A 12231-nucleotide genomic window follows, 5' to 3' on the forward strand; every position below is an offset into this window, starting at 1 on the left:
GTAACGCCGTTTATTCATGCTTGTGTTCTTCGTGTCCTTCAGAACAGCACTCGCAGTCGCATTCCGTTTCATCAAATTCAACAGGGCTGAGGAAATCAACAAGGAATGCGTTCATTTCTTCAATGAGCTTTTTTGCATCGCTGACTCTTCCCTCGTCCAAAAGACTCACGATTGTTTCTAAGTCCTCCTGCATTGCTGACAGGTCTTCTTCAAGGTCGTCCAACAGGATGTAGAACAGATCAATCTTATTCATCATAATTGGAAGATAGGTGGCATACGTCATTAAGATTCCGCAATTTTTAGACGATTACTCGTCTTTTTTTGAAGAATATCGGTAGTGTCTTTAATTCAGATATGTTTAGTAATCATAAGTAAATATTTTTCTGGATGCATGTTCATGAAAAACTCAACAGCGTGCGGTTAAACGTCTGTTGAGAGCAGTATTTTCTGATGTGTCGTATTGAATTTTCATAAATCGTAAAATGTACAGCTCAGATTTTGATTTTAAGGGCAAGGTTCAAATTGCTTCATGCTATCAGGTATCACGCCGAGATGCGTTACAGTCACTTCGGGTTCAGAGAGGAGAAATTTCAAATGGCCTATTGGAACAAAGACATCGAGACTATGCCAGCCAAGGAGTTGGAGGCCCTTCAGTATCAGCTTTTGAAAAAGTTAGTTGTCAGACTTTACGATTCTTCAGAATTTTACCATGGACGAATGAAGGAAGCAGGAGTTCTGCCGCAGGACATCAACAGCCTGGAGGACATCCGCAAGCTGCCTTTCATGAAAAAGAAGGATCTGCGCGATGGATATCCAGATAAAACATTTGCTGTTCCAAAAAAAGAGGTCATCAGATATCACGCATCCTCAGGAACGACTGGAAAGCCGACCGTAGTGGGATACACTAAAAATGATATTGAAATGTGGACGACTTCACTGGCAAGAGCAATGAAGTCAATGGGCTTGGGAGAAGACGATGTAATCCAGGTAAGCAACACATACGGGCTTTTCACAGGCGGACTTGGTTTTCATTATGCCGCGGAAATGATCGGAGCCGCCGCTGTACCGGCTTCTACAGGAAACACCGAGAGGCAGATTGAGCTGATTCAAGATCTGGGTGTAACTGCAATGGCCTGCACTCCTTCCTATTTGCTTCATATCGGAGAAGTGGCTGAAAAGAATGGAATTTCCATTAAGAATGATACGAACCTCAGGATTGGACTTTTAGGCGGAGAGCCCTGGTCGGATAAGATGAGAGAGAGAATCCAAGACTGGCTTGGAGTCAAAGGCCAAAACTGCTACGGAACATCTGAACTTTCAGGACCGATGTTTTCTGAATGCTCTGAAATGGACGGAGTGCATATCTGGGGTGATCTGGCCTATGTGGAAATTCTTGATACTGAAACTGGAGAACCAGTAGCCCCGGGTGAAAAAGGAGAAATGGTCATTACGATGTTTCAGAAAGAAGCTCTGCCGATCATACGATACCGCATAGGCGACATCACTTCTCTTTATGAAGAGCCCTGTCCGTGCGGAAGGACCCACCCAAGGATACACAGAATTTCTGGAAGGGTTGATGATATGCTGGTTGTCAGGGGAATCAACGTATTCCCTTCACAGGTGCAGCATACCCTTATGGGTATACCGGAAGTCGGAGAGCATTTCCAGATTGTTGTCGACAGAAAGGGCGTCCTTGACACTATGATGGTAAGAGTTGAACTGAATGAAGAGTCATTTACAGACAACATCGTAAAACTCATGGAAATCAGAGAAAATATATCATATCGTCTCAAGAATGCCTTAAACATAAGCTCGGCAGTGGAGCTCGTGGCACCGGGAACTCTGCCCAGATATGAAGGAAAAACTAAGTTTGTAGTTGATAAAAGAGGTGAATTCTGATGTACGAAAAGTATTATCTGAAGCAGCTTTCTATTTTCTCTGAGAACCAGCCTGGTAAGCTGGCCAGGGCTGCAAAGGCTATGAAGGATGCAGGCGTCAACATATATGCATTTACAATTGCAGAGGGAGCTGGATATGGTGTCATACGCATGCTTGTTGATAATCACGAAGCTGCCAAAACCGCTCTTCAGAATGCAGGATTCATGGTCGCATACACAGATGTTCTGGCATTAAAAATGGAAGACAGGCCAGGCGGACTTTATGAGGTTATCAAATCATTCTGCAAGTCCAACATCAACATCGAGTATTCATATGCCTTCGAAGGCAGAAACGGAGATGTTTTAATAATAAGAGTGGAAGATCCGGAGCTTGCCGCAAAAAAGCTTCTAGACTCCGGTATGGAATTATACGATATCACTTATTTTGAGTGATTATCCCTTATAATACAACATCGCATTGCAGATTGTTGCGGCGATGTTGCTTCCACCTTTTCTTCCTTTTGGAACGATATATGGAATGTTGGTTTCCATAATCAGCTCTTTTGCTTCCACTACATTTACAAAGCCTACCGGGGCACCGATAATCAGCGTTGGCTTCAATCCTATCTGAATAAGTTCGTAAAGTCTTACCAATGCTGTAGGAGCATTTCCAACTGCAAAGATGACCTCTCCTCTGATGTCTGCTCCTTTTTCCATGCAGACAGTAGCTCTTGTGCATCCGCGTTTTACAGATTCTTCTGCAACATCTGCATCTCTCATAAAACAGTAGATTTTGCCGCCGTATTCTTCCATCTTTTTCTTGTTAATTCCTGCGGCTGCCATTTCTGTGTCTGTTACTATCGATGCACCGTTGCGCAGTGCTTTGATGCCTATTTCAGCGGCACCCTTGGAGAAACACAGATTATCTGCATATTCAAAATCTGCAGAAGTGTGAATGCACCTTTTAATTATAGAAAACTGAGGCTCAGGCCATGTTCTGCCGTTGAGCTCGCTTGTAATTATTTCCATGCTTCTTTTTTCAATATCTTCCGGCTTTACAATTTGAAGCTTATTCATAAAATCCACCTTATAAATTGTAACCTCTGGGGGTTATCATTCTTCCATTTGACACATACGTCTGCGAGTTTCCTATAATCACTGTGCAAAACATGTCGACATCAGCATTTTTCAATTCTCCCAGTGTAGTGATGCACTTCGACTCATCCTTCCTGCCAGCATTTCTGACTATGCCGGCTGGAGTATCTTTACTGCGGTATTTCAGAAGTATCTCGGCAGCCTGTTCAAGGTAATCCGTACGCGTCTTGCTTTTTGGATTATACAGACAGACAATCATGTCACTCATACCAGCGCAGTCTACTCTTTTCATTATCAGATCCAGCGGAGTCAGGAGATCGCTGAGGCTGATGATTGAAAGGTCATGCATGAGCGGAGCTCCCAATACTGAAGCTGCAGAGCTGGCTGCAGTAACTCCAGGAACGGTCTCAATTTCAATATCTGCATTGAGTTCCTCTGCTACCTGATAGATGATTCCGGCCATTCCATATATTCCGGAATCTCCGCTGCTCACCATTGCTACAACTTTGTCTTTCATAGCTTCTTCTACGGCAATCTTGCAGCGTTCTACTTCTCTCATCATTGGAGTTGTAATGTAATTTTTATTTGGAAAATACTCTTTTAAAATATCAATATACGTTGTATAGCCTGTGATGACATCCGCATTTTCGATGACCTCAACAGCTTTCAGCGTCATGTGCTCTTTTCCGCCAGGTCCGAATCCTACAACATAGAGTTTTTTCATATTATTCACTCACACCCTGGCGGAACTCGTGCGTAAACGTCTTGTCGTACAGCTTAGATAACTCATATTCGTCACCCAGGAAATCTCCGACTACTGTGAGGGCAGTCTTTTTTATTCCTGCTTCTTTGACTTTCGCAGCGATGTCGTTAAGAGTGCCGGTAACAATTTTCTGATCTTCCCAGGTTGCTTTATACACAACAGCTACCGGCGTAGTGGCTTCATATCCTTCTTTCAGAGCTTCGACAACTTCATCCATCATGCCCATGCTGAGGAAAATTATCATTGTGGAATGATGTTTTGATAAAGAAGCCAGGCTTTCTTTGGACGGCATCGGTGTACGGCCTTCCATTCTTGTAATGATAACAGTCTGGCTCACTCCCGGCAGAGTGTACTCTTTTTTAAGAACTGCTGCTGTAGCAAGGAAGGAGCTTACGCCCGGGATAACTTCATATTTTATTCCTAACTTATCTAAAATATCCATCTGCTCCCGGTGAGCTCCGTATATCGCAGGGTCTCCGGTATGAACTCTTACAACTTTCAAGCCTCTTTCTTCCCCGTCCTTCATCACATCTATGACTTCTTCCAAGGTCATAGAAGCGCTGTTGTAGATTTTTGCCGAATCTTTGGCTCCAGAAAGCACCTCTGGATTTACCAGAGAACCGGCATAGACGATGACGTCTGCGTTATCTATCAGTTTTTTTCCTTTTACTGTAATCAGATCAGGGTCTCCTGGTCCTGCACCTATAAATGATATCATTGTCAGCCCTCATTTTTTCTTGATAATTACGGTTGTGAGGTAGTTGTATTCCTTGGAAAGGTCAACAGGGCCGATGTATTCTCCTTCAAGCCCGATTCTGCTCAGGACAGTAGCTTTTGAGAGCTCTATGCCTTTTTCAGACATAGCTTCTGCCAGTTTCTGCATGCTGCTGCCACCTACCTTCATGACAACGACATTTTCAAACATGCCGAGAGCATTGGAAAGCAGATCCCCATCCTGTGTTGACGGAATTACTACCAGTGATTCCCGTCCCTCCATCAGAGGAAGTTTGGCAAGTGCTGCCCCGCTGCAGAATGAAGGAATTCCAGGAATGATTTCGGTTTCAAAGCCAGCTTCTTCTATGAACTGATTTATGTACATGTATGTAGAGTAAACAGAAACATCTCCGATTGTGATCATGGCAATATTTCTTCCATTTTCCAGTTCGTCTGTGAGCAGTTTTCCTGCTTCTGCTCTGCACTGTACACGGACATCATCATCCGGATTCATGCTGAAAAGAACCTCAATGACTTTCTTGCCGGAAACATCAACAACCTGTTCAACAATATCCATTGCAACGCTGTGTTCACCCAGAACCTTGACTGGTATAGCAATTACCTCGGAGTTTTCAAGTATCGTTTTTGCTTTAAGCGTGAGAAGCCCAGGATCGCCTGGCCCCACTCCAATTCCATATAATTTTCCTGCCATAGCTGTTGTCTCCAAGTTATGAAATTTTTATTGTAAATATGCTTAGCTTAGCGCCGTAATGAAATGCTAAGTATTATAAATTTGGCACATATATCCAATAATGTACGGTAGATAGATTATTAATCTAGATTTATTGGTACTAAGAAATGCAGGTATGTATATGGAATCTGAGCCTGGCGGAGAACTGTATGTTTATAAGAATAACCAGCGTCTGCGCTGTGGCCATACTACGGGATCATGTGCTACTGCTGCGGCTAAGGCTGCAGTTACAATAATGCTCTCAAAAAAATCACTAAGTGAAGTTTCGATCACAACTCCCAACGGGACTGTCCTGAACCTTCCAGTTTTGGATGTTAAAATCTCTGAGAATTCTGTATCATGTGCTGTCAGGAAGGACGGCGGAGATGATATTGATGCTACCCACGGTGCTTTAGTTTACGCTGAAGTATCTTTCATCGGCAGCGGGATAAACATCGATGGAGGGAAAGGTGTAGGGAAAGTAACCAAAAAGGGGCTGGATCAGCCTGTAGGAAATGCCGCCATAAACAGTGTACCCAGACAGACAATTTTTCAGGCTGTGAAGGAAGTGTGCACTCTCTATAACTACAGTGGAGGAGTAGATGTAATAATCTCTGTGCCCGAGGGTGAGCAGATTGCAGAAAAGACTTTCAATCCGCGGCTTGGAATTATGGGCGGGATCTCAATTATCGGCACCACCGGTATTGTAGAGCCTATGAGCCAGGAAGCCTTGGTGGAAACAATCAGAACAGAAATGAAGATGAGGCTTGCAAACGGGTCTGCTGTAATTCTGGCGGTTCCTGGAAACTACGGTGAAGATTTTTCGCAGACAGTCTGTTCCGTGCCTGCGGAGCAGATGGTGAAATGCAGTAATTTTATTGGAGAAACTATCGACAGTGCGGTAGAATTCGGTGCGCAGGGCCTGCTTTTTATTTCCAATATCGGCAAGTTCGTAAAAGTCGCCGGCGGAATAATGAACACTCACTCCAGAAACGCAGACTGCAGACTGGAGATTCTCACAGCACACGCGGCTCTGGCAGGTGCGGACAATAAAATTCTGCTGAGAATCATGGACTCGGTGATGACTGAAGATGCTTTGGATGTTCTCAGCGAAAATAATCTGCTCCAGCCGGTAATGAAATCAATTACTGACAAAATTAATTTCTATCTGGATAACCGGGCGAAGGGGCAGGTCATCACGGGTGCAATCATATTCTCTTCCAACCATGGGATGTTGGGGAAAACAGAAAATGCAGACAAACTCCTGAAAATTTTGGAGGATGCTCCATGAAAATAAAACTCATCGGTTTTTCCAGTGCAGGATGCTCACTGGTGAATAAAATCTCAGAAGGTTTATCATCAAAAGGCAATGAATGTGAGGCATACGGGAAATGTACGTTTGTTTCAGAATGCAGCGTTATTCCGGTTACCCAGACTCTTCATGCGTGGACTGAAGTAGCGTTTCAAGATTCCGATGCCATTATTTTTGTCGGTGCAGTCGGGATAGCAGTCCGTGCCATCGCTCCGTTTGTTAAAACAAAGGTAGCTGATCCGGCAATTGTTGTTTTAGATGAACGGGGCTCTTACTCTATTCCGCTGCTGTCAGGGCATATCGGCGGGGCAAACACTCTTGCTAAGATTATTGCAGAAATGATCGGCGCTGAAGCGGTCATTACCACTGCTACAGACATCAATGGAAAATTCTCAGTGGATTCATTTGCCGAGGAGCGCGGCATGTATATCAGCAGCATGGCCTGTGCAAAGGATATTTCTGCATATATTCTAGAAAAGGGAAACGTTGGATTCAAAAGCGATTTTCCAGTCTATGGACAGCTGATGAATGGTCTGGTTTCTGCAGATGACGGAGACATAGGAATTCATATAACTTCCAATGATGCAAAGGGACCATTCTGTAAAACATTGAATTTAATTCCTAAAACTACCATCATCGGACTGGGCTGCAGAAAAGACACTCCGGCTGAGAATATCGAGAAGTTGGTTATTAAGGTATTAAAAAGTAATGAATTATCAATTCACAGCGTGAAGTCAGCAGCCAGCATAGACCTTAAAATGAATGAGCCAGGAATTCTGAACTTTTGTAAAAAATATGGATTGGAATCGGAATTCTTTTCCAAAGAGGAGCTTGAATGCGTAGAAGGGGATTTCTCAGAATCTCCTTTCGTTAAAAGCATAACAGGGGTTGGCAACGTGTGCGAAAGAGCAGCTTTAAAAGCATCGGCTGACGGAAAACTCATACAGAAAAAAGTCGCAGAAAACGGGGTCACAGTTGCGTTAGTATCTGAACCATACATTGTTCATCTGGATAAGTGATTATATGTCTGAAAAAATTCTCGTATTTGCAGGAACCACGGAAGGCAGATTGTTGGCTGAATATCTAGGCTCTCACGGTATTTCTGCGCACATCTGCGTTGCAACAGAATATGGAGAGCAGCTGGTTAAGAAAAGCGACAGCATAACTGTTTCCGCTGGAAGACTGGACTGCGAAGGAATGCAGAATTTAATCAGAGAAGGTTTTTCACTGGTGATCGATGCCACCCATCCTTATGCGGTGATTGTTTCTTCCAATATCAAGGACGCATGTACCAAGACTGGAGTCGAATACATGAGGCTTCTGAGGCAGGAAGGATCACGTCAGGGAGATGTAGTTGAAGTTTCGAGTGTGGAAGAGGCAGTAAAATATCTCCGCGGTACAGAAGGAAACATTCTTGTTGCCACAGGCAGCAAAGAGATTGCTAAATTTACTGAGCTGGATAATTATAAAGAAAGAGTTTTCGCCAGGGTTCTTTCCACAGCATCCGTAGCAAAAGCCTGCTCAGATCTCGGGTTTGAAGGAAAGAATCTCATCTGCATGCAGGGGCCGTTCTGCGAAGAGCTGAACTATGGCATGCTGAAGCAAATTTCTGCGAAATATATGGTTACTAAAGATTCGGGCAAAGTCGGCGGATTCGAAGATAAGATCCGGGCGGCAAAGAGGGCCGGTGTGCAGGTTGTTTTGGTTGGAAGGCCGCAGGGCGACAAGGGCAGATCTTACGATGAAGTCATATCTGAGTTAAATTTAAGATTTGGAATAAACACTTCATCAAACGAATCTTACAAACCGAAAAGAAAAGTAACTCTCGTAGGAATAGGTATGGGGAACTCAGACCAGCTTACTCTGGAAGCTGTGAATGCCTGTGAAAATGCTGACATAATCATAGGCGCTGAAAGAATGCTCTCTTCTGTAAAAACATACTGCAGCAATACGTTCAATGCATACATCTCAGATGAAATAATTGACTTCATAAAGTCTCATGAAGAATACAGCAATATTGTCGTAGCTCTGTCCGGTGATGTAGGATTTTACAGCGCAGCAAAGAAATTAATTGAAGCAGTCAAAAAGGAAGGCTATGAGCTTAAACTGGTATGCGGAATATCTTCCGTAGTTTATCTGTGTTCCAGACTGAATACCTCCTGGGAAGATGTCAATCTCCTGAGTGTTCATGGCAGAGATGCAAACATCATCGCTTCAGTCAAATCTCACAAGAAAACTTTCACGCTCCTCAGCGGATCAGACAGCGTACGCAGGATCTGCGCTTCTCTTATCGAAGCAGGTCTGGAATCAGTCATGCTCTATGTGGGTGAAAACTTATCATATGATAATGAAAAAATTACCTCGGGATGTGCTGCAGACTTAAATGACAGGGATTTTGGAAAGCTGTGCGTAGTTTTAATCGTTAATGATCAAGCGGATTCTACAAATCCTCTTGGCATACCAGATGATGATTTTATCAGAGGAACCGCCCCGATGACTAAAAGCGAAGTCAGGACGCTCTCAGTAACAAAGCTTAAGCTAAAACCAGATTCAGTTGTTTACGACATCGGAGCTGGAACAGGTTCAGTATCTGTAGAGATGGCTTTGGTTTCCCACGATGGTACTGTTTATGCAATTGAAAAAGAAGAGGAAGCAGCGGATCTGATCAGACATAACAAAGCTAAATTTGGAACTCCGAATCTTGAGATAATCCATGGAACCGCTCCAGAAGCCATAAAGGATCTTCCTGCACCTACACACGCGTTTATCGGCGGCTCTTCAGGTAATCTGAGCGAGATAGTGCAGACGCTTTTGTCTAAAAACAAAGATGTGAAGATCGTAATTACAGCCGTGACTTTAGAAACAGTTTCGGAAGCATTGTCCTGTATGACTAATTTTGATTTCAAATGCCGTGAAGTCATACAGCTTTCGGTGTCAAAGTCGAGGGAGATTGGAAACTACAACCTGATGACTGCTCAGAACCCCGTTTATATCTTCACACTCAGCGGGGCCAGCAGGTGCAGTTTCTGACAGGCGGTTCGGATGCATTCTGAATATCTGCAGTGAATCTCAGAATTGTGAAAGAACTTTCCTTTCGGAGCAGAAATTGCTCAAAGGTACATTGTGCCGTAATAGCACGTAGCAATATGCATATATACACAATCTAATATCCCAACGCACAGCCTAGCTGCTGTTATGAGTTGATGAACCGTGTTGGGCATTGAAGATCCCTGGATACTGACAGCATACGTTTTGATGTTTCTGTCGGCGGCAATCTGCATAGTATATCCGCTGCTGAAGAAAAATAGCAAGGAGGATGAAGAATGAATACCGCTGCATTTGCCGTCCTTACGATCCTCTACATAATAGCCGTCATTTATCTGGGTTATCTGGGCTGGAAAAAAACCCGCGGGTCTGAAGACTACATGCTTGCAGGCAGAAAACTGAGTCCCTGGGTCATCGGCCTCTCGTACGGGGCAACATTCATCAGCGTCTCAGCGATCATTGGTTTCGGAGGCCAGAGTGCCAAACTGGGAATGGGTCTGGTATTCCTTGCCATGCTGAACATTGCGGTAGGAGTGTTGCTGGCTTTCATAGTCTTCGGCGGAAGAACCAGAAAAATGGCTAAAAAATTGAACGCAGTCACTTTCCCGGATCTGCTGGGAAAATGCTACAATTCCAATATTATCCATCTCATTACAGGAATAACCATTCTTGTGGCGATGCCGCTTTATGCGGCTGCAGTTCTGATCGGCGGCTCTGAATTTTTGTCTATTACTCTGGGATTGAGTTACAATTCAGCACTCATAATTTTCACAGTAGTTACGGCAGTTTATGTCATTGTGGGAGGTTTAATCGCTGTCATGTACACCGAGGCTATGCAGGGTGTAATCATGATCGGCGGAATGGTTGTGCTGTTCATTTTGACCTATTCATTATTCCCTGATCTGGGAGGTCTGACAGGCATAAACGAGGCCTTATCAAACATGACTCCTCCGGCTGATCTTGTAAGCCAAGGCATGACTGGATGGACTTCAATGCCGACTTTCGGAAGCCCCATCTGGTATACTTTAGTCACTACTATGATCCTCGGGGTCGGCATAGGCGTGCTGGCACAGCCTCAGCTGGTAGTGCGCTTCATGACTGCCAAAGATGACAAAACTCTCAAAAGATCAATCCCGATCGGCGGAATATTTATTCTGCTGACTGCAGGAATCATATACACAGTCGGACCGATGAGCAATCTCTGGTTCGTAGACACTTACGGAGTAGACGCATGGTCATACCTGCACAATGTAGACCAGATAATTCCGGCATTTATTGACGGGGCGTTCTCCAATTCGCTGTTTGGACTATTCGTTCCGATCTTCATGATCGTTCTTCTGTCTGCAGCCATGTCTACACTGAGTTCTGTATTTCACTCCCTGGGAACTTCTGCAGGATTTGATATCTACAAATCTGTACAAAAAATCAGACATCCTGATGTTGAACCCAAGACCTCAATGAAACTTACAAAATATGCAATGCTTGTAATGATCATTCTCAGTCTGGCACTGGCGTTCTGTATGCCGGCAAACATCATTGCACGGGCCACGGCTATGTATATGGGACTGTGTGCATGTGCTCTGCTTCCAGCGTTTTGCATGGCGCTCTTCTCCAAGAGGCCTCTTGAAAAACCGGCTTTGTGGAGCATATTGTCAGGCATTGTTTCATGGTTCATCTGGACTGTCTTTGTACACATCGCTGAGTCTTCTCAGCTTGGAATATGCAGAGCGATCTTCGGAGTCGATGCCCTTCTCGGGCAGCCCTGGCAGCTCATCGATCCCCTTCTGATAGCACTGCCGATTTCAACGGCAGTAATGATCATCGGCTGGGCACTCTGCAGAAACAGTGCTGATACGCGTTTAACCTCCCGAGAACTGAGCGGAAAAGAATAAAATCCGCTCTGCTCAGACTTGGAGGGCATGGAACAATATCTCGTCATGTTCAAACTGAGGGAAGAATCATACGGCGGCTCAGAAGAGGAGGCCGCATTCATGCTCTCCGATCAAATCATCCCCTCGCTGGAGCGTCTTTCTGAAATCGAGAGTGACAATAGAGTCATGGGCGGCTTCATAGAGGGGCAGCGTTCAGGCGCATTCATTTTTTCTGTAAAAGATTATGAAGAGCTGGATAAAACATTGGCTTCCCTGCCGATTATGAATGTGTATGATGTTGATGTAGCCCCTTTGCAGACAATATCTTCAGCTCTTGACCGTGACCGCAATATTGTTGGAGAAGTCAAGAAGGCTGCCGGACTGTAGAAAGGATTATTCTATCAGTTGGTATGTGGGATTTTATGAAATTTCTTGCACTTATGAAAATTAACAATGACGGGATAGGAAACAACGATGAGGAGAATCGTAAAATCCTCACGGAAAAGATCATTCCCGGTTTGAAAATCCTGGAATCGTGGGAAGCCGATGGAAAACTTGAGGGAGGCTTATTCCACGGGCAGCGTTCTGCAGTTCTTATTGTGGAAGCCGAGTCATTAGATGAACTGGACGGTATGATGGAAACTCTACATCTCAATGGGGCTTTCGACGCTGATATCATAGAACTCCAGCCTATCAGCGATGCATTGGCTAAGGATGAAGAAGTGCTGAAAACGTTAGATTCTTCCGATGCCTGACATTATACTGCATGAAATTTCCGAATAACGGAATCAATCTCACTGTCAGTACAAATCTGAGCATTCATG

At 44.2% G+C, this 12231-nt stretch carries 14 protein-coding genes; 9 read left to right on the forward strand and 5 right to left on the reverse strand.

Annotated features, from left to right (window positions below):
* Positions 1–10: 10 nt before the first annotated feature.
* Entirely contained in the window at positions 11–283 is a 273-nt protein-coding gene (locus H729_RS00815) for a hypothetical protein (RefSeq protein WP_020448101.1), read from the reverse strand.
* Between the two features lie 311 nt (positions 284–594).
* On the opposite strand from H729_RS00815, the gene H729_RS00820 reads away from it, so the two are divergent.
* Positions 595–1899 carry a phenylacetate--CoA ligase family protein gene (locus H729_RS00820; RefSeq protein ID WP_020448102.1) on the forward strand — a complete coding sequence of 435 codons (1305 nt, stop codon included), beginning with the start codon at positions 595–597 and terminating at the stop codon, positions 1897–1899.
* Positions 1899–2330, forward strand: a complete 432-nt coding sequence (locus tag H729_RS00825) for an ACT domain-containing protein (protein WP_020448103.1) — start codon at positions 1899–1901, stop codon at positions 2328–2330. The genes H729_RS00820 and H729_RS00825 overlap by 1 nt, the downstream gene beginning before the upstream one ends.
* On the opposite strand, the gene H729_RS00830 is transcribed toward H729_RS00825, so the two are convergent.
* The 4 genes from H729_RS00830 to cobI are packed head-to-tail and all read right to left on the reverse strand — an operon-like array spanning position 2331 to position 5161.
* Entirely contained in the window at positions 2331–2954 is a 624-nt protein-coding gene (locus tag H729_RS00830) for a precorrin-8X methylmutase (RefSeq protein WP_020448104.1), read from the reverse strand. It abuts the gene before it with no gap.
* 10 nt (positions 2955–2964) lie between these two features.
* A complete protein-coding gene (gene cobJ / locus H729_RS00835) occupies positions 2965–3696 on the reverse strand; it encodes a precorrin-3B C(17)-methyltransferase (protein WP_020448105.1) in 732 nt (243 codons plus the stop codon).
* 1 nt (position 3697) lies between these two features.
* A complete protein-coding gene (gene cobM / locus H729_RS00840) occupies positions 3698–4453 on the reverse strand; it encodes a precorrin-4 C(11)-methyltransferase (protein WP_020448106.1) in 756 nt (251 codons plus the stop codon).
* A 9-nt stretch (positions 4454–4462) separates the two neighbouring features.
* On the reverse strand, positions 4463–5161 hold the full coding sequence (gene cobI / locus H729_RS00845) for a precorrin-2 C(20)-methyltransferase (RefSeq protein ID WP_020448107.1): 699 nt from the start codon (positions 5159–5161) through the stop codon (positions 4463–4465).
* A 160-nt stretch (positions 5162–5321) separates the two neighbouring features.
* On the opposite strand from cobI, the gene cbiD reads away from it, so the two are divergent.
* From cbiD to H729_RS00875, 7 genes are all read left to right on the forward strand, one after another.
* Positions 5322–6470 carry a cobalt-precorrin-5B (C(1))-methyltransferase CbiD gene (cbiD, locus tag H729_RS00850; RefSeq protein ID WP_020448108.1) on the forward strand — a complete coding sequence of 383 codons (1149 nt, stop codon included), beginning with the start codon at positions 5322–5324 and terminating at the stop codon, positions 6468–6470.
* Positions 6467–7510: a cobalt-precorrin 5A hydrolase gene (locus tag H729_RS00855; RefSeq protein WP_020448109.1), complete on the forward strand. Its 1044-nt coding sequence runs from the start codon at positions 6467–6469 to the stop codon at positions 7508–7510. The genes cbiD and H729_RS00855 overlap by 4 nt, the downstream gene beginning before the upstream one ends.
* Before the next feature lie 4 nt (positions 7511–7514).
* Positions 7515–9521, forward strand: a complete 2007-nt coding sequence (gene cobK / locus H729_RS00860; RefSeq protein ID WP_020448110.1) for a precorrin-6A reductase — start codon at positions 7515–7517, stop codon at positions 9519–9521.
* A 180-nt stretch (positions 9522–9701) separates the two neighbouring features.
* Entirely contained in the window at positions 9702–9818 is a 117-nt protein-coding gene (locus H729_RS10260) for a symporter small accessory protein (protein ID WP_394295668.1), read from the forward strand.
* Positions 9815–11428 (forward strand): sodium:solute symporter family protein, encoded by a 1614-nt coding sequence (locus H729_RS00865; RefSeq protein ID WP_020448111.1) that lies wholly within the window; start codon positions 9815–9817, stop codon positions 11426–11428. The genes H729_RS10260 and H729_RS00865 overlap by 4 nt, the downstream gene beginning before the upstream one ends.
* A gap of 27 nt (positions 11429–11455) precedes the next feature.
* The gene (locus tag H729_RS00870) at positions 11456–11794 is read left to right on the forward strand and encodes a muconolactone Delta-isomerase family protein (protein WP_048133770.1); all 339 of its coding nucleotides are present in this window, start codon (positions 11456–11458) and stop codon (positions 11792–11794) included.
* A 35-nt stretch (positions 11795–11829) separates the two neighbouring features.
* Positions 11830–12162, forward strand: a complete 333-nt coding sequence (locus H729_RS00875) for a hypothetical protein (RefSeq protein ID WP_020448113.1) — start codon at positions 11830–11832, stop codon at positions 12160–12162.
* The last annotated feature ends 69 nt before the right edge of the window (positions 12163–12231 follow it).

Origin of the sequence: Candidatus Methanomassiliicoccus intestinalis Issoire-Mx1, from assembly GCF_000404225.1 — an archaeon.
GTDB lineage: Archaea > Thermoplasmatota > Thermoplasmata > Methanomassiliicoccales > Methanomassiliicoccaceae > Methanomassiliicoccus_A > Methanomassiliicoccus_A intestinalis.